The sequence below is a fragment of the Ruegeria sp. HKCCA5463 genome (assembly GCF_013034175.1).
Taxonomy (GTDB): domain Bacteria; phylum Pseudomonadota; class Alphaproteobacteria; order Rhodobacterales; family Rhodobacteraceae; genus Ruegeria.
In genome coordinates this window covers 282,793-300,441 of record NZ_WQFL01000001.1, presented here as the reverse complement: position 1 = coordinate 300,441, position 17,649 = coordinate 282,793, and the positions used below count along the sequence as shown (strand labels likewise).

The following is a 17,649-nucleotide window of genomic DNA, read 5'->3' as shown; positions in this document are numbered from 1 at the left end:
CCATTGGTGCGGTCGCCTCCGTTTTGACCGCAAGTTTTCAGGTCATGCCCAATTCATGTAAGTCGTCTGTTTCCTCAGATAGCCATCGAAGCCATAAGCGCCGTCTTCACCCCCAACACCGGACAGCCCCCAACCGGTGTGAAATCCCTGCACGGCTTCGCCATTCGATCGGTTCAGGTACAATTCGCCGAACTTCAAACTGCTCGGGGCCTCCATCAATCGGCGGTGCGATGCCGTAAAGAGATAGGCAGACAGCCCGAATGAAGTGTCATTCGCAAAACTTATCGCCTGATCAAAATCCTCGACTCGCATGGCTGTCGCGACGGGACCAAAGACCTCCTCTTGCATCGCGGCATTGCCGTTGTCGGAGACCTCGAGAACGGTCGGGGACATCCAGTGCCCCTTGCGATGCGCGCCGTCCGTCAAGGGCCCACCTTCGAGATGGACCGTGGCACCTTCGGCGATGCTGCGTTGGATGATTTTTGCGACCTTGGTCACCTCGACTTTGCTGACTTTGGGACCCAGATCGCAGTCCTCCATGGGATCCCCGATCGACAAAGCGCAGGCTGCGGACACGAATTTTTCAAGGAACTGATCCGCAATGTCGTGATGCAGATACATCCGCTCGTTGCAGGTGCAAATCTGGCCGCAATTGGCAAACCGGGCGCCAATGGCGGCTGAGACTGCGGCATCAATGTCCGCATCCTCCATCACTATGAACGGAGCCTTACCGCCAAGCTCGAGCCGGACGACCTTGATTCGGTCGGCCGCGGCGCGAAATATCTCTTTCCCGGCGCGTGTGCTGCCGGTCATCGTGATCAGTGACGTATCGGGGTGTTCGACCAGCCGCTGCCCCACCACCGGCCCCTTCCCCGTCAGAACATTCAGAACACCGGGCGGAAACCCGACCTTGTCGGCAAGCTCGGCGACCGCAAGACCGGACAACGGCGTGATTTCGTGCCCCAACAGAACAACGGTGTTGCCCGCGACCAGCGCGGGTCCGACCTTCCTGGCGGCCAATGCCAATGGGTAGTTCCAGGCCGTCAACGCAACGACAACGCCATAAGGATGACGCCGGATCTGAATTTCCTCGGACTTGTTGTCCGATGCCACTATGTCACCCGAAATCCTGCGGGCCTCTTCAGCTGCATGGCAAAGAAAAGTGACGGCGGCATCTACTTCACCTCGGGCTTGCGAGATCGGCTTGCCCTGCTCGGCCGTGATCAGAGCTGCCAGACGACCGGCGTCGGCCCGGATAGCCTCGGCGAGCTTCAGAACCAATCGCGCCCGCTCGATCGCCGGGCGCGAAGACCACGCGCCAAATGCGCGGCGGGCCGCCTCGACCGCTGCATCCGCATGAGCGGCAGTGCCATCTGGAACTTGCGCAACGATCTCTTCATTTGCAGGGTTCTCGACATCAACCGTGCCCGTGTCAAAGTCAGCAAAGCGACCATCGACAAACATCGAATGGCGAATGACTTGACCCAACTCCCCCACTACAGATCGCAATTTCGCCTCCCGCGCTTGCTCGGCCAAACCACAGTGGCGACCGCACCGTCGATCAAAACACTAATAATATTATTTCGTCAACACTAATATTAATTATTAGTTACTAATATTAGTTGCGCACCTTCTGCATAGTCGATAAAAAGGATGCGAACAAAAAGGTTGAGCGATGAACAATCAAGCGAACAAAGCCGGGCAGCACAGGGGTGTGGGACGAGTCGCGGGCCGGCAGCGCGTAACGATGCACGACATTGCACGCGTCGCCGGATGCTCGCAGACGACAGTATCGCTGGTCCTCAACAAAAACGATTCCGTCAAAATCTCCGAGGACACCAAGCAACGAGTCCTGGATGCCGCCAACACGCTTGGATACGCCATGCCCTCTCAATTCAGGAAACCCCAGGACAGCGCGCGCCGGCCAGCGGCGTTGGACGGAACCATCGCTTTTGTCGTGGATGATCTGGCGTCGAGCCCCGAAATGGTAAACGCGTTCAACGGCGTGAAACAGGCCGTTCGGGACACCGGAAATCTTGTGTTGCTGGCAGAAACCCAAAACGACCCCGAGGTCGAACCCAGAACGCTTAGATATTTCCTCGACCAACAGGTTGCGGGCATCATTTACGCAACTGTTTTCACCCGGCGGGTGGTTGTTCCGGAAATCCTCAGGCAGACCGCTACCCCGGTTCTGCTGCTGAACTGTTTTTGTGACGACCTCTCTTTTCCTGCGGTGATCCCCGGCGAAGTCGCTGCTGGACATACGGCGACCAACGCCCTGATCAAGGCTGGGCACAAGCGAATCGCCACCATCACCGGCGAGCCGTTCATGGAATGCGCCGCAGGACGAACGACCGGGTATAGAAACGCCTTGGCTTCTGCCGACATTCCATTTGACGAAGACTTGGTCATCGAAGGCAACTGGCTGCCCAGCGCAGGCTATGCTGCCACGCGGGAATTGATGGACCTGCACTCTCCGCCAAGCGCCATTTTCTGCCAAAATGACCGCATGGCGATCGGCTGCTATGAAGCGCTCAAGGAACTTGGCCTGTCCATCCCCGAGGACATCTCGGTCATCGGATTTGACGATGACGAAACCGCGCGACACCTGTCGCCGCCCCTGACCTCGATGATCCTTCCTACTCGGGCGATGGGACGCTGGGTCGTCGAACAACTGTTCCACGGACCGTTGGATGGTCAGCGGCACCCTCTCGTGAAGCTTGAATGCGAACTGGTCGAGCGCGACTCGATCAGCGAACCCAAACGCCGGACCTGAAGGCGAAATCATGACGGAAACCTTCGATCACATCGTCATCGGCGGCGGCTCTGCCGGCGCCGCCGCTGCAGCGCGACTGGTAAACCAAGGCAAGTGCAGGGTTCTGGTGTTGGAGGCCGGTCATTCGCACCGTCATCCGTTGCTGGACATGCCGCCGGGCATCTTCAAGATGATCAACGGGTCAAAGTTCATGACCTATCACAAAACTGAACCGCAAGACCATCTGGACGGTCGTGTGCATGACATTCCGCAGGCCAATGTGTTGGGCGGCGGGTCTTCCGTTAATGCGCAGGTCTATATGCGTGGTCGCCCTTCTGATTATGACGCGTGGGACGACCTGCTACGACAGACCAATGACGGGGTCGGCTGGGGATGGGACGATGTGCTGCCCTATTTCCGCAGGATGGAAGACAATAACAGGCTTCACAATGACCTGCATGGCAGCGATGGTCCGGTGCAGGTTTCGGATCCAGGGCATATCGATGACATGTCCCGTTGGTTCGTCCAGTCGGTTCAGGCCCTTGGCGAACCATTCAACACGGACTTCAACGGCGCAACGCAGCGTGGTGTCGGGTTCTATCAGTTCACCAATCGCGCTGGAAAGCGCAGCTCGTCGGCCTATGCTTTCCTCGCCCCTCTAGAGATGAACCCGAACTTGACCATCCGACTTGGCGCAACGGTCAGCAAAGTCATCATTGAGAACGACAGGGCCGTCGGGGTGCAGTACCGAGACAAACGCGGAGCAAACACCGTCCGGTGCGATGGCGAGGTTGTCCTTGCTGCGGGCGCTCTGGTCACGCCGAAAATCCTAATGCTGTCAGGTATCGGACCGGATGCACAACTTGCAGAACACGGTATTCCCGTCATCTGCCCATTGCCCGGGGTCGGACAGAACCTGATCGACCACCCCGAAGTTCCCATCACTGCCTTTGCCAATGGTCCTTACGGATATTTCAAACAAGGTGAGGGCTGGCGGATGCTGCGCAATGGCATCCAGTTCAAACTGTTCGGCAGCGGCCCGGTGACTTCCGCCGGGGTCGAAGCCGGCGCCTTTGTCAATCCGTCGAACCCCGACGAAGAACCGACCATTCAGGCCTTTTGCGTGCCCATCGTCTATCTGGATCGCGACGCGCTGGACGAGGTGCAGGATGACTTTGGCCTGACCGTTACGACCGTGGTGGTCAAACCGAAATCACGCGGAGAGGTTCGGCTTCACTCGGCCGATCCTCACGCCATGCCGGTGGTCTCGCCCAACCTTCTGAAGCATGAAGACGACATGCAGGAGATGATCCGGGGGCAGCAGTTCTTTCGCCGGGCATTCACGTCCGGCCCGCTTGCGCGAAGGATCCGCGAAATCGTCATTCCAACAGCGGATGACGATCAGACGTTGCGAGCACATTGCAAGCGGTTCGTGAAAACCAACTATCACCCGGCGGGCACCGCGAAAATGGGCCGGGACGGCGACGGAATGGCCGTGCTGGACGCCAGAATGCGCGTGCGCGGGATCGAGAGCTTGCGGGTGTGCGACATGTCCGCCGTGCCGGACATCAACGCCGGCAACACAAACGCACCTGCCATGATGCTGGGTGAACGATGCGCCGACCTGATCCTTGGCATCGGTTCGGCCCGCGAGATACGCAATTCCTGACCTGAGCTGCGACGTCACCATTGGTTGATCCAACTTCTGGCGCAATGAAATGGTCCCCGCCCTGCCCGTTGCACCGAAAACAGAATACCCTCCTGCCACAAGCCGTCAGGACGTTCCCCGCCAAAGGTGCAGGAGCGTGTGGCATACGCCCTACAGAAAGTTGTCCCGCCTGGGCGTGAAACAATCGATCAACTCTCCGGCAGTAAGGCAAACACACCCATGGCTTGCACCGGACGGAATGATCAGGCTGTCAACAAGTCCCACCCAAAGCGACCCTGCCAAAACGCGACAATGAGCCCGGGGCCTGTCTCGTGCGCCGAGGGCACGGTCTGCTTCGCCTCTGATGGATAGCGCATGCGTCAAATCGCTGGAATTGCGCCTCAATTCCGGATCAGAAAACACAACTGAAGTGAAACGGGTATGAGTGGCGGTGCTGTCAGACGAATTCGAACCAGTCTCAGTTTACCGCGAAAACCGCGAACCTATCCGGAACAAAGTTGACGCCACTCGCTAAGAGCGGCGGTGCGTGTCTGCTTGAAGGAGTCTCGGCTGGCTAGCGATCTTTCCTGGTTGAAGTGGTTGTACACGGAGGAATGGACGGAGGCGAATTTCTGTAGACGGTGCTGTCAGACGAATTCGAACCAGTCTCAGTTTGCCGCGGAAACCGCGAACCTATCCGGAACAAAGCTGACGCCACTCGCTAAGAGCGGCGGCGCGGGTCAGCTTGAAGGTGTCTCGACTGGCTAGCGATCTTTCTTGGTTGAAGTGATTGTAGACGGAGGAATGGACGGAGGCGAATTTCTGTAGACTTCGCATGCGCCTGAAACGCTGCATCGCGCGTTCGCGTCGTCGAAACGGCAGGTGTGAATTCTCGGCGCGGTTGTTGAGCCACCTGCCCGTCTGTTGTTTTTCGAACGCGCCTATTTCTCTGAGCGCAGCCTTGTAGGAAGCGAAGCGATCTGTGACGACCTCCTTGGCGCAACCGTGCCGTTTCATCAATTTCCTGAGGAATTTTAGTGCTGCAGCCTTGTTTCGGCGCTTGGTGACAACTGCTTCCAGCACTTCACCTTCGTGATCTACTGCACGCCACAGATAATGTCGCTTGCCATTCACCTTTACGAAAACCTCGTCCACGTGCCACTTCCATTTCGAGAACGCGCGCAGCTGCTGCACACGCTTCCGTCGGATCTCAGCTGCAAACATTGGACCAAACCTGTTCCACCAATATCGGACGGTTTCGTGGCTCACGTCGATGCCTCGCTCGTGCAACAGATCTTCGACATTTCGAAGCGAGAGCGGGAAACGGATGTACAGCATCACCGCAAGGCGGATGACCTCGGGACTGGTTTTGAAGTACTTGAAAGAGGCAGGTTTGGTCATGGGCAAAAGCTACGCAACCGTCCTGCCTGCCTCAAGACAAGTTCTTCTGACAAGACCCTCCGAAATACACAACGAAACGGCCAGTTGCAGAGGTTGTATCGGCGGTGGCAACCAACCATTCATGTCGTCGACTAACCTGTTCAACGTCGCACTACAACTTCTCCGAACTGATCCCACGAGGACCTAATCTTCGAAGCGTTCATTTGGCTCGACCACATTTACTTGCTTCGGAACTTGGTCGGTGTCATTCCGGTCTGACCTCGGAAAAAGCGAGTGAAATGGGACTTGTCAGAATAGCCGAGCATCAGTCCGATCTCTGCAATTGTCATCTGGTTTTGTTTGAGGTGCTCCTTGGCGACATCGATACGCAGCCGTTTGATTTCGCGCGGTAGCGTTGTGCCTTGTTTTTGAAGCGCTTTCAGAAACCGTTCCGGTTGTATTCCCAGCATTCCAGCCACCATCTCTGGTCCCAAATCGGTTTCATCCAGTTTGTCGCGTAAGACAGATCGCAAAGCTGCCACCACGGTTACTTCTTCATCTTGTCGAAGTGATGCTATGGGCTTGGCAGAACCCTCAGAGACGTGGTGCAAAAACAACCATTCCACAGGAAAACTAATTTGCATTCCGGGATCAGTCCCAAGGCCAACCTCGATCCCTTTGTAGTCGATAGGCAGCCCATTGATGTATCTGCTTTCCCATCGCACACGGGAAGAGTCCCAGGACTCTCCGACGACGGTCTGCAATAGGCGTACATAGATTGCGGCACCAAAACCGGTCACCTGAATGGGTGGGACGGTTGGTTCCTGTTGCCTCTCGATACGATAAGTCGCTTTGTCTGCTTCAATGACAAGGCTGTGCCGCACAGAATTGGACTCCTGCGGCACGAGCTCAACAAAGCGGGTAAAAAACTCGAACAGCGTTTTTGTAGATTGCAAGGCTTGAGCGAAGGGCGGCCATCCTTGTAGGTCAAACGCTTCCCCTACATTCAGTCCTAGGTATCGATCCCCTGATACTTCTGAGAAAGCATTTACCAAGCCGTAAACCAACTCGGAGTGAACGAACACGGATGGGTTAGTCATCAGTTCAGCTTTCAAGCCGACCTGATCCAATGCTGGTTGCGGATTGATCTTACGTTCGGTGAGATATTGCAGAAAGGGAGCGGCTAAAGAGAGGCGAACAAAGCCCTCGCTATGCTCTCGGGAGGTGGAGTTGAAAGGCAAGCTCATAACCCTTGTTGGATTAGCTTTAAGAAGTGGCCATTTTTGCAGTCACATTCGTACATCCTAATTCAAAAGGGGCAACCGAGCCAATGAATTCCAGACTATAGTTGGTAAAACATGAATATGAAGGGAGTACTTATGTCCGGCTTACGAATGTCTCTTTGCTCGACGGCAATTGTCGCGGCAGTTCTTTCTTTTTCGGCGACCGCGCAGGCTCAGGATCAAGAAGAACCCCAAACGCTGTTTACCAACGTGCATGTCTTCGACGGTGTGAATGAACAGCGGATCGAAAATGCAAGCGTTCTGGTTGAGGGCAACCTTATCAAGGTCGTCTCAACTGATGCGATCGATGCCCCCAATGCGGAGGTGATCGATGGCGGCGGTAGGACACTCACACCGGGCTTCATTGAGCTTCACGCACACCTCATGCTCATGGGACCGTCTATCGCTTCCATGGAAACGAACTCGACCTGGGAGGATTTTGGCATCCATGGAACCAGGATGGCCGAGATGTACCTGATGCAAGGATTTACGACTGTAAGAGATGCTGGCGGCGCCAACGGCGGTCTGCGGAGGGCCATCGACGCCGGACAGATCGTCGGTCCACGTCACTATGCGTCAGGCGCGTTCCTCGGGACACGCGGCGGCCACGCTGACTTCGCATCCTTCACCTCGCCGCCGGGCGGACAGACCAACTTCGGTAATCTGAACATGGCGCAACAAGTCAGCGGTGTCGATGATGTCTACCTGTATGGTCGTAATAACATGCGCATGGGGGCGACACAGCTGAAATTCATGCAGTCGGGTGGGGTGATCTCGGCGTTTGACCCATGGCAGTTGCTCGCCGGCTCCAAGGAAGAAATCGAAGCTGCCGTTCAGGTTGCCAACGAATACGGCACCTATGTCATGGCGCATTCTTACCGCAAGGAAGCAATCATGAACGCCCTTGAGGCCGGTGTAATGTCCATTGAACACGGCTTCTCCTTCGATTGCGAGATTGCCGAGATTATGAACGAGAAAGGGGCTTACATAACGACTAACCTCACGGCTTTTGATCCGGGTTTGTTGGATATCCCATCGGTCAAGAACGAGCCCAAGAGCCTCGCGAAAGCGATATCGGCGTCCGCGACTTTCGCGAACTACATTCCGAATATGAAGGAATGCCCGGTAAAACGCGGCTTTCAGACCGATTGCGTGGGATCAGTGGAAGCATGCAACATCCAGATTGCTTATGAAAAACATCTCAATAACGAGTTCTTCGGACCGTACCAGTCGATGGTGACACTTACGTCAATCGGCGGTGAGGTCGTAGCTTTGTCAGGCGATTTTTCGAACCCTTACACGGCTGGCAAGCTCGGTGTGATCGAGGAAGGCGCCTATGCGGATATCCTGCTGATCGACGGTAATCCGCTCGAAGATTTCTCGGTGGTTGGTACGGGTGATCAATGGTTTGGGGCCGACCCGAGGCCTGAAAGCCCAGAAACAATCCGCCTGATCATGAAGGACGGTGTGATCTACAAAAACACACTGGATTGACCAGGTAAGGCAGCCGGAGAGCATTCATGCGAAATTGGTTTTGCTCCGCAGTATTCGCAGGGTTGGTTTTGTGCGGTTATGATGCTGCGGCGACGCCTGGAACCGCGTTGGACTGGGCAGATCTGCCAGATCCGTCTGCGCAGGTCTTTGATGACCCCTATCGCGAACTTAGCGCCGAACAATTCGACGATGTCCTTTACGTCGTACGGCTGCGCGGCAGGTTACAGCAGGATAGTGGCAGCGAAGAAGAGAGGCAGAAATGGCAAGAGCTTCTGACCGAGACTGAGGATGCCTTGGCGGCTGATGGGATTGATGTCGACTGGCTACTCGATCAGCGAGAGGTCGTGACGGAGCGGCGAAGAAAGGCTGGAACGAGCGGAAACGCGCAATTCGACGGCCGAACAATCACACTCGCGGGCTTTGCCATTCCTGCTCCGAGCGATCCGGACGGCCGGCCTGTGGCGTATTTGGTGCCAGAAAGAGGGATGTGCAGCCACATGCCTCCACCTCCGCCTAACCAGATGATCCGTGTGCGGTTGAACGGGGACTGGGCGCCTAGCTATTTCCACGAACCCGTTCGGCTGACAGGCACGCTGACTATCGATCCTTCCGTTCATAATATGATGGTTGTGGATGGCCTCATGCCTATGAATGCGACTTTCCAGCTAGAGGCGGAACGTGTCGAAACTCTGGAAACCGAGGCAGACAGGTTGGAATGGAAGCAGCGTGCTGCTGATCGCATCCGCGCGGCAGGAAATCGCAAGACCGGTGGGGCACAGGCGTCAAAATGATAAGACTTCTGGTTGCCGCATTGAGCCTTGCATTTGCTGGCGCAGCGTCGGCTCAGGGACTATCCGGGCCATCTTCAGTCGAAGCCGATCTTGCGCCCGGAGACGGGCTCATCGATCCGCAATATCGTTCCGATTTTCCACGCAACATCGCACCGGGTTGGTTTCAGTGGAAAGACCGACTGGCTGAGGGTGGTTTTCGGTTCAACATTGACTACCTGGCATTGGGCCAAACCACGGATGCTGATCTGGGAACCGGCGAAGCAGCCAGCGGAATTGCGCGGTTCTACGGCAGTTGGCAGGCAACTGAACGGGGGTCTCTGACATTCAAGATCGAAGACAGGCACAGTTATACTGACGTTGCTCCGCAATTTCTCGGGCTGGATGGCGGAGCCCTTTCAATCACGGGAACAGCCTTCAATGACAACGGTTTGCTTCTGACCAATTTGTTCTGGACCCAAAGGGCTGAGAATGGGTCGTGGGCGCTGCAAGTCGGCCAGATTGATGTAACGGACTTTGTGGATATCTACGGGTTGGTAAGCCCCTACAGTGGTTTTCAAAACCTGTCTTTCAATACCAACCCGACAATCAACACGCCCAACCAAGGCCTTGGTATTGCCGGTGGGGTAAAGCTGAGCGAGAACCTCTACGCCGTTGCCAGCGTATCAGACGCAAACGCCGACCCGTCCGATCCAAACTTTGATGTGTTTAGCGACGGCAATCTCTTCAAGTCGCTCGAACTTGGGTACACGTCCGGCTTTGATCGCATCTACTTCGACAATATCCATCTGACCCTCTGGCATGCGGATGCGGCTGACGATGGTAGCCGTCCAGAAGATTACGGCGCAGCGTTTTCCGCCGCATGGTTTGTTGACAATAAATGGATGCCGTTCTTCCGTGCAGGGGCCTCGAAGGGAACCGCAGCGCTTTATGAACGGTCGATTTCTGCCGGTCTCGGTTACTATGGTCGCAACACCGATTTGGCCGGTCTGGGCCTAAACTGGGCCGAAGCAAGAGGCATAGATGGCGATCAGTTCACGCTTGAAGCTTTCTACCGCTTTTCAATCTCACCCGGACTGCAGATCACGCCATCGGTACAATTCATTTCCGACCCGCTTCTAAATCCCGATCAGGACCGGATTACCCTGTTCGGTCTAAGAACCCGGATCGTTTTCTAATGCGGGGTGAAGGCAGTCACTAAGGGGTGTGCCAAAGGGCAACTAAGAGAGATCAAGCGCGTGCCGGAATTTTCAACGCCGGTCGAATGAAGTTGGGAAGCAAAGGAACAATCTATGAAGATTGCATACGGAATTCTTGCAGCCTTAGCAGTTGTGTTTTTCATCCTTGGAGGCAGCGATGCCCATGCCAAAGACAACAAGGGTAAAAAGCCGAACAAGGGGGGCAAGAACGGTGATGTCAGCATTCAGATAGAAGACAAACCCGGCAAAGGCCCAAAAGCTGTACCACCTGGACAGATCAAGCGCTACACGCGCGGTGCCAAGCTCCCATCTGACCTGGAGTTCGAGGATATTGGGGACCTTTCCAAATGGAAGCTTGGGGAGCCGGGCAAAGGAAACCGCTACATTCTGGTCGATGACGAAGTCCTCGAAGTTACGAATGACCTGTCTACCGTGGTCGATGCCGTCGGCATCGTCGGTGATCTTCTAAATTAGGCGAAAGTACGATGTTTCAGGGCAAGAACTACCTCGTTTGCCCTGACGCTGGCCGGGGCGATCATTTGTGAACCCCGGCCCAAGTTCAAAACCCGGATCCGAGGCGCTACGATGATAAAGGCCCTTCTTGTTCTTTTTGCGCTTGCTACCTTTTCGTCAGCACGCGCCCTACTCGCTCAGGAAAACGGCGCAACTGAAGTCCCGCAAACAATACGCTTTGAGGGCTATGTATAGCCCAGTCGCGAAGCAGAACTGTCGCCTTTGGTGGACAATGTGGTCAACCGGACTTTGCAAAGTCTGCTTTTCTGCGCATCGCTGACCTTAAAGCGCGTTGAAGCATTTTGTATTTTGGGCTCCCTGCAGCCATCCGAACCGAGCCCGCCGAGCGACCGCTTCTGGCAGCGAATGTCAAGGTTTCCTGCTATCCCGATGACAGGGCTGAAGTTTCTGAGCGGTTCCAATGGCTGCTTTTGAGCCGTCATCCAAGCTTGAGCCGCTGCGCCGCCGCAAGGCGGCTACGAGCCCATGCTCGACTTTGGTTGATGCCGCATCATTTGGAGCGATGGGCGAAAACCGGACCTTCGCTGCGACGGCTAGATGCCGATACCAAACCACGTCTTGAACGTGCTCTCGGTACTACCTGAAAACTCCGTCAAGTACGTGATTTGAACAATCGGCAAGGCACCCGACTTGCACTACAGTCCATCCGCAAGGGCTCTAGAAAACTACGTCATGAACAGCCGCTGTCCGTGATCTCGGCAATCGTCAGGTAGTTCACAGACGCTGCGACCACACCCGCGATAAACCCTAGCAGGATCACGGCAAACGCCAGCCCGACCTCCACTGTCCCGAAGACCCATTGCCACAAAACTGCGACTGCGACCACAGTGCCGAAAGTTACAAGCCCATGTTTTATCACCAGCTTCAGGGTGGTCGGGACAAATGGCTTCTTCGGTCCTTTCACCGTGAAATGAGTGACGGCCGTCAGGATCATCGCCATCGATACTGCCAGCAACACCGCGCCGCCCAGAACCGAATGACTGCCGCCACTGATCGAATCCAGCGTGAGTGGAATTGGTGCCGTCCCACGCAGAAAAATGTACTGAATAAAGCCGTTGATTATCGCATTGATCACCCCGGACAGGAGTGCCCCGCGCATAATTTGATCCGACGTCATCGGCATCTCGCTGGACATGGTCATCTTGCACCGCTCCTTTGTTTGTGCAGGTTCGAAACCCGGCAGACTCACTGGCCCTGCCGCGCAACCTCTTCAATGCTTGGGAAAAATATCTCGCGACAGCGATCGAGGCGGCTGGCCCGGTTTTCATAGTTGGAACGGGCAATGCGCAGGTCAGCCTCGCGCTGGAGCACTGTGGCATCAGACAGGTTTCCGCGGCTGTTTAATTCGCGCGCCCGCATTAGCGCCTTTTCCGCATACGCCATCCAGGCCTCGTTCGCGCGCACCTCTGCCGGTCCCTTGTCACAGCCTGCGTTCCAGCCTTTGAGATAGGCGGCATAGAGGTCGTCGAGCGGCACCGACTTGCCCGCGAAATGGTCCCCAATCAACTGCAACGCCGCCACCTGCGCCGCTACCGTGGTCAGGTTCTTCTCGGCCACGACCATCTGCAGCCGATTCCAAGCATCCTTAAGCTGCGAAATCTCCAACTCAAGCTCGGAAATGGCGCTGCGGTCAAACAGTTCCAGATTTCGGGCCAAGATGGCTGCATCCCGGTCCACCTGCGCCTTAAGCGTTTCCAGTTGGATAGCCATTATCATGCTCTGAAACCCGACCAAACGGCCTTGGTCCGCGAACATCATCATGAAAATCTGATCGTTGGTTACAGGGGCGCCTGTGTCCAGCTGTGCCGCCTCCTGCGCCGAAACCCAGGAGGAAGCTAGCACAAGCGATGTCGCTATTGCTGACGCGCGCACGGCGCGCAAGAAGGGTAGCTTCACGGCCCGATCCTCAGCTTCCGAACAAGCGCACGACGCCACCGCCGCCATGAACATTGATGGTCTGGCCGCTGACCCAACCGGCTGCCGGCGAGCACAGGTACAGCATCGCGTTGGCGATATCTTCGGGGCGGCCGGGCCGCCCGGTCAGATTGTCGGGATGGGCGAGTTTTTCCTGCATCTCGGGCGAAATGCCCGCGTCGCCGTAACCGGCGGTCATGACCGTTCCGATCAGGATGGAGTTTACCCGCACCCGTTTGTTCAGCATGTGAGCCAGCGACACCATCATCTGGTTCAGGGCTGCCTTCGCCGTGCCATAGGGCAGGATGTCGTAAGCCGGAACGGCTGATGAAAACGAGCCCGAGTTGGTGATCGAGCCGTTCTCCGCCTTCTCCAGATACGGCAAGCAGGCCATGCTCATACGGTAGGCACTGATTGTGTTGAGTTTGTAAGAATTGATGAACTCCTCTTCAGGAATTGCCGAAGGGTCCGGCTGGCGACCGCCCCAACCGACATTGTTCACCAAGGTCGAGATGCCACCAAACGCGTCGGCAGTCGCGGATACAACCGCATTGATCTGATCCAGATCGGTCACGTCGCAGGCCATGCCACGACAGTCATTTCCGGTTTCCCGGGCGATCGCGGCAGCGGTTTCGGCAGCCATGTCACTGTTCAGGTCGGCAATCATCACCTTTGCTCCCGCCCCCGAGAGCGTCTTGGCAATTCCCGCGCCGATATTCTGTGCGCCGCCGGTGATCAGAACGTTGTGACCGTCCATGCGAAATTCTGCAAAAGCGTCAAAGCTCATCAGTTTGTTCCTGTCTGAAGTATTGGGATATCAATCGAGTTCCTGCACACCGCCGCCGGACACAGTGAGCACCTGACCGCTTATCCACGCGGACGCTGGCGCGCAGAGGAACAGCGCGGCATAGGCAATGTCGTCTGGCTCGCCCAGCCGTCCGAGCGGCGTGTGCTTCAGCATTGCCTTTTCGATGTCGTCGTTCAGCACCGATGCCAGCGCGTCGGTCTTGATGGCGCCTGGCGCAATGGCGTTCACCCGCACACCCATCGCACCTAGGTCGAAGGCGACATTGCGTGTCAGGTGATTCACAGCAGCCTTGGATGACCCGTAAGATGCCATACGCTGATTTTTGTTCTCGCCCGCCATGGAAGATATGTTTAGAACCGCGCCGCCGCCTGCCGCTTCCATGTGAGGCGCCGCCAGTTGAGTGAGGCGAAACAGCGAGAAGACGTTCAATTCATAGGCCCAGCGGAAATCGTCCATCGGCATGTCAAACGGCTTTGGCCCGCCCCCGCCCGCATTATTGACAAGGATCGATAATCCGCCGAACTCCGATACGGCCAAGTCCACCGACGCTTTCAGATCATCTTCGACCGTCACGTTGCAGGCCAGTGCAACGGCCTTGCCGCCCGCGTTCGTGATCTCGTCGGCCACCGCCTGCGCGGTCTCCGCCTTCAGGTCGCTCACCACCACCGAGGCCCCAGCCCCGGCAAATAGTCGGGCCACGCCCCGGCCAATTCCCGCGCCGGCACCGGTCACAAGGGCCACTTGGCCGTCCAGCCGGAACTTATCTGCTTCGAACATTAGAAACTCCTGCATCGCTTCAATCTCTAGGTACTACGCAGGCGAGTTGGCTCCAGATCAGTGCTGGGCACTATTTTTTGGCAAGTGTTAGAACAGCATAGATTGGGCGTGTCGAATTGCGAAGATGTGCGATGCAATGGCGCCCCCAGCAGCCGGCTGGACCTCAACATCGACAACGCACCGTCAAGGTCTGCTTAGGGTTCTTTACCGCATCCAATACGATTGGCCGCTTCGTCCGCAACTCGGTCATAGACCCTCCAAGCTTTGCTGCGCCCACAACGAATGGCCGCTTTTAAGGCTGCGTTGCAGCGCAGCGCTTGGATCAATCAAGGCAACTTTTTTGCTGCATGAGCGAAGGGCGCGATTTCAATCCGGCGGCTCTGGGCTCGTAGCTGTCATTTGTTGCATTCGCCATGAGCAACCGCTGTGCGGACAAAGCGGACGTCCGCTGGGTCCGTTTGTAAAGGCCCAACAACGATGGTCGGCGTGTGTGATTCCTAAATTTGAAACAACCGTACTGCCAAATCAAAACCGAACACTTAAGTTTGCACCTAGGCCATGTTCTTGGCCATTGGATCGAACTGAATAACCATATCCTGCCGTTAGTCTGGCCAGCTCAGAAATCTGATAGCCCAGGCCAAGCCCGAGAACGAAGCCATTTGCTCCTCGATTTTGTCCGACTTGTGTAAGTGTTCCGAACAATGGACTTGTGACTGTGATTTCGTGCTCACTGTCTTTGTTGGCAAAGAAGTCATATTCATACCGGGCGAAGGCGATTGGGGTTAACAAACCATTCTCTGTCAAGAAGTCGCGTTGGTAGTCAATTCCAATAGAAGCGACCAGCGATTCTGCGTTCGCTTTTTTAATCGAGTAATTGAAATCACCACCGCCCGTCTCTGTGCCTGAGCCTTGTTGGATACGCCCGTAGTTCAATCCAAAAACCGTAGAAACCCTTGCACCGCTGTTCAGGTTAAACAGCTTCCGTGCCTGGATACCGGCATGGATGCCCTCTTGGTCCAAATCAGACTTTGCCTCGCCTCCCGTAAAGCCATCAACAGAAGGGTTATTTCGCTTGGCGTCGGTTTCACCGAACATGTAACCGACCAGCCCGGAGAACTCCCAAGTTCCGGTTGTTGTGCGCCCATAGACGCCCACATGATAGCTGTCGGTCGAAAAGTCCTGATCGACTTGATCGTGTTCATCCATGGAGGATGTCCCAAAACCTGCGTACACGCCGACCACACCTCTATCGGTGCTTGCGACATCCGCTCCGACCAAAATCGTGCCCAGCGAATAGTCGAATGTCCCAAGGCCATTGCTTCCATCAACGTCCCCGCTCACATAGGCCGTGTCGATCCACCAGCGCCGATCAGAGCAGTCTATTGCGCCGCTCGGGCTCTGGGCCGAGTCGATGTCGCCTTCTGCAACGGGTTGATCCGCATTGCTGAAGCCAACCGCTTGATACTTGCGGCAGTCAGCATGGCTCAGCACAGTGTTTGTTATCAGGTCAAGTTGCTCAAGCCCAACGGTCAAATTGGAGGAATAGGGCTCTGCGTGCACACGATTAAATCCAGACAAACCTGAATTGGTAAGCGTGTTAACGGTATTACCCAAGGTTGAGCCATTGGTCAGATTAGTTCCAGGTGACGTGTTTGTGGTGTTAGCCACCGCACCAGCAAGGTTGCTTGCATTGGGAGATCCAACAACTGATGGATGTTGTGGTAAACTCGAAACGGGGAGGGTCGAAAACGCTATGTCGATTCTACCGTCCGCGGTTGGCGTGTTTGAGATACTCAGACTGGATAGGGCGGGCAGAGATCCTCCGGCAACAAGAGTTGGGGAGTTTCCATCGAAACGCGAGGCTTGAAAAACCGTGTAGTCGTTGCCAGCAGCATAGTCCTGCGCAGTCAGGCCGGGACGAGCGGCTTCGACTTGTATAGTGGCGCGGTTAATCCCTGTAACGGGCCCGCTGGATGACACCAAATCGGCTTTCTGACCGGCCGTCGGATCGACTTCACTTAAGATCCTTGACCCAGTTTCAAAGGCGATACCGCCACTATTGTTAAGCGTACCAATTGAAAAGCCCGGCGAAAGCACCCCTCCGTTCTTAACTGTGAAGTTAAATGCGTTCACGGTTCCCGTTCCGGCCAGCGTGCCAAAATTCTCAAAGTTTACGGTGTTCAAACTGCTTGCTGCATCGAGCCGAACGGTCGTGCCTGCCGCTATCGCCATGTCACTGGTTGAAGAAATCGAACTATTCGTCAGTGTGAAATCAGAAGCCTCGGCAACCCGGGTTTGGATATAGTACGCCCCGAAAACCACTTCGGTAGCCCCTATAACGGTAAGGTTGTCGTAGGTTAACGGTCGGTCTGACTGGAAGTAAACTTCAGTGGGGTCGATATTCGCGCCGTTGAACGGAACGAACGTCATTGATCTGCCGGAACCAATCGAAGTTCCAATGAGGTTCACTCTAAGCTTCCCGTTGATGTTCGTAGCCAAGGCCTCACGAGAAACAAAGTCTCCGCTACCTGCCGCAACATCAACGTTTAGGAGAGTTAAAACTGAAGCATTGCTTGGAACGGTATTCTGGCCCGGGACATACAACTCAATTTCACCAGAGGACGTGATAGAGGAGTTTCCAATTGTAAGTCCTGTAATGGGTCCGTTTGGGATCGGCAGACACGTGCGTTCCGTCGTTGAAATTGTTTGATTAACGCGAGTGCTTTCAGATCCGGATGAATATTCTATCCGAGGAGAGCCCAATTCTACGCAACCCTGTGCGCTTTGGGCCTGTGCGTCGCCCGCCACTAACACATAAGCCAAGGCTCCCAGTGACAACTTAATAATAAATGCACGCTGAGCGTATAGTGCCGCAAGTGTCGGGCCCAGTGTTGCCATCAGCTTTCTCCTCTTACTTGATAAGCGAGAGTACACCCAATTGTGATACACGGTGAGTTTTGTGAAATGCTCAAAAAAGTCAAACGATTGACTGCTTTGGGCTCAAAGCCGTCATCCGACGGCATTAGCGATTAGACCGGTTTGTGGTTGCGAGCGGTCATTGGGGCCGCT

The 17,649-nt window shown here is 55.6% G+C and carries 14 protein-coding genes; 6 read left to right on the top strand and 8 right to left on the bottom strand.

The window, feature by feature from the left end:
- Window positions 1-42 precede the first annotated feature (42 nt).
- Complete coding sequence (locus GOW09_RS01495) at window positions 43-1,509, bottom strand: aldehyde dehydrogenase family protein (protein WP_216603814.1); 1,467 nt, start codon at window positions 1,507-1,509, stop codon at window positions 43-45.
- A 238-nt stretch (window positions 1,510-1,747) separates the two neighbouring features.
- Between GOW09_RS01495 and GOW09_RS01490 the strand changes: the two genes are divergently transcribed.
- A complete protein-coding gene (locus GOW09_RS01490; protein WP_171116484.1) occupies window positions 1,748-2,776 on the top strand; it encodes a LacI family DNA-binding transcriptional regulator in 1,029 nt (342 codons plus the stop codon).
- Window positions 2,777-2,786: 10 nt separating this feature from the next.
- Window positions 2,787-4,424, top strand: a complete 1,638-nt coding sequence (locus GOW09_RS01485) for a GMC family oxidoreductase (RefSeq protein WP_171115096.1) — start codon at window positions 2,787-2,789, stop codon at window positions 4,422-4,424.
- A 672-nt stretch (window positions 4,425-5,096) separates the two neighbouring features.
- Here the strand turns inward: GOW09_RS01485 and GOW09_RS01480 are convergent.
- Both GOW09_RS01480 and GOW09_RS01475 read right to left on the bottom strand, forming a co-directional pair.
- On the bottom strand, window positions 5,097-5,804 hold the full coding sequence (locus tag GOW09_RS01480; RefSeq protein ID WP_010442732.1) for an IS6 family transposase: 708 nt from the start codon (window positions 5,802-5,804) through the stop codon (window positions 5,097-5,099).
- A gap of 218 nt (window positions 5,805-6,022) precedes the next feature.
- Window positions 6,023-7,030, bottom strand: coding sequence for an AraC family transcriptional regulator (locus tag GOW09_RS01475; protein WP_170357373.1), 1,008 nt, complete (start codon window positions 7,028-7,030; stop codon window positions 6,023-6,025).
- Between the two features lie 111 nt (window positions 7,031-7,141).
- Between GOW09_RS01475 and GOW09_RS01470 the strand changes: the two genes are divergently transcribed.
- The 4 genes from GOW09_RS01470 (at window position 7,142) to GOW09_RS01455 (ending at window position 11,021) form a co-directional block, all read left to right on the top strand.
- A complete protein-coding gene (locus tag GOW09_RS01470) occupies window positions 7,142-8,560 on the top strand; it encodes an amidohydrolase family protein (protein ID WP_253284273.1) in 1,419 nt (472 codons plus the stop codon).
- A gap of 26 nt (window positions 8,561-8,586) precedes the next feature.
- Window positions 8,587-9,351: a DUF3299 domain-containing protein gene (locus GOW09_RS01465; RefSeq protein ID WP_171115094.1), complete on the top strand. Its 765-nt coding sequence runs from the start codon at window positions 8,587-8,589 to the stop codon at window positions 9,349-9,351.
- Window positions 9,348-10,526, top strand: coding sequence for a carbohydrate porin (locus GOW09_RS01460; protein ID WP_171115091.1), 1,179 nt, complete (start codon window positions 9,348-9,350; stop codon window positions 10,524-10,526). The genes GOW09_RS01465 and GOW09_RS01460 overlap by 4 nt, the downstream gene beginning before the upstream one ends.
- 114 nt (window positions 10,527-10,640) lie before the next feature.
- Window positions 10,641-11,021 (top strand): hypothetical protein, encoded by a 381-nt coding sequence (locus GOW09_RS01455; protein WP_170337130.1) that lies wholly within the window; start codon window positions 10,641-10,643, stop codon window positions 11,019-11,021.
- A 730-nt stretch (window positions 11,022-11,751) separates the two neighbouring features.
- On the opposite strand, the gene GOW09_RS01450 is transcribed toward GOW09_RS01455, so the two are convergent.
- The 5 genes from GOW09_RS01450 to GOW09_RS01430 form a co-directional block, all read right to left on the bottom strand.
- Window positions 11,752-12,222, bottom strand: a complete 471-nt coding sequence (locus tag GOW09_RS01450) for a hypothetical protein (protein ID WP_216603856.1) — start codon at window positions 12,220-12,222, stop codon at window positions 11,752-11,754.
- A 44-nt stretch (window positions 12,223-12,266) separates the two neighbouring features.
- On the bottom strand, window positions 12,267-12,977 hold the full coding sequence (locus tag GOW09_RS01445; protein ID WP_171115089.1) for a hypothetical protein: 711 nt from the start codon (window positions 12,975-12,977) through the stop codon (window positions 12,267-12,269).
- 10 nt (window positions 12,978-12,987) lie between these two features.
- Window positions 12,988-13,782, bottom strand: a complete 795-nt coding sequence (locus GOW09_RS01440; protein WP_170437659.1) for an SDR family oxidoreductase — start codon at window positions 13,780-13,782, stop codon at window positions 12,988-12,990.
- Window positions 13,783-13,812: 30 nt separating this feature from the next.
- Entirely contained in the window at window positions 13,813-14,580 is a 768-nt protein-coding gene (gene hdhA, locus GOW09_RS01435) for a 7-alpha-hydroxysteroid dehydrogenase (RefSeq protein WP_170437657.1), read from the bottom strand.
- Between the two features lie 525 nt (window positions 14,581-15,105).
- On the bottom strand, window positions 15,106-17,478 hold the full coding sequence (locus tag GOW09_RS01430) for an autotransporter domain-containing protein (RefSeq protein ID WP_254442683.1): 2,373 nt from the start codon (window positions 17,476-17,478) through the stop codon (window positions 15,106-15,108).
- Window positions 17,479-17,649 lie beyond the last annotated feature (171 nt).

What these genes read in the sequence shown, in the direction of transcription:
- GOW09_RS01490 (WP_171116484.1), top strand. Translation starts at nt 1,748, where the DNA reads ATGCACGACATTGCACGCGTCGCCGGATGCTCGCAGACGACAGTATCG.
- GOW09_RS01485 (WP_171115096.1), top strand. Translation starts at nt 2,787, where the DNA reads ATGACGGAAACCTTCGATCACATCGTCATCGGCGGCGGCTCTGCCGGC.
- GOW09_RS01480 (WP_010442732.1), bottom strand. Translation starts at nt 5,804, where the DNA reads ATGACCAAACCTGCCTCTTTCAAGTACTTCAAAACCAGTCCCGAGGTC.
- GOW09_RS01475 (WP_170357373.1), bottom strand. Translation starts at nt 7,030, where the DNA reads ATGAGCTTGCCTTTCAACTCCACCTCCCGAGAGCATAGCGAGGGCTTT.
- GOW09_RS01470 (WP_253284273.1), top strand. Translation starts at nt 7,142, where the DNA reads ATGAATATGAAGGGAGTACTTATGTCCGGCTTACGAATGTCTCTTTGC.
- GOW09_RS01465 (WP_171115094.1), top strand. Translation starts at nt 8,587, where the DNA reads ATGCGAAATTGGTTTTGCTCCGCAGTATTCGCAGGGTTGGTTTTGTGC.
- GOW09_RS01460 (WP_171115091.1), top strand. Translation starts at nt 9,348, where the DNA reads ATGATAAGACTTCTGGTTGCCGCATTGAGCCTTGCATTTGCTGGCGCA.
- GOW09_RS01455 (WP_170337130.1), top strand. Translation starts at nt 10,641, where the DNA reads ATGAAGATTGCATACGGAATTCTTGCAGCCTTAGCAGTTGTGTTTTTC.
- GOW09_RS01450 (WP_216603856.1), bottom strand. Translation starts at nt 12,222, where the DNA reads ATGACCATGTCCAGCGAGATGCCGATGACGTCGGATCAAATTATGCGC.
- GOW09_RS01440 (WP_170437659.1), bottom strand. Translation starts at nt 13,782, where the DNA reads ATGAGCTTTGACGCTTTTGCAGAATTTCGCATGGACGGTCACAACGTT.
- hdhA (WP_170437657.1), bottom strand. Translation starts at nt 14,580, where the DNA reads ATGTTCGAAGCAGATAAGTTCCGGCTGGACGGCCAAGTGGCCCTTGTG.
- GOW09_RS01430 (WP_254442683.1), bottom strand. Translation starts at nt 17,478, where the DNA reads ATGGCAACACTGGGCCCGACACTTGCGGCACTATACGCTCAGCGTGCA.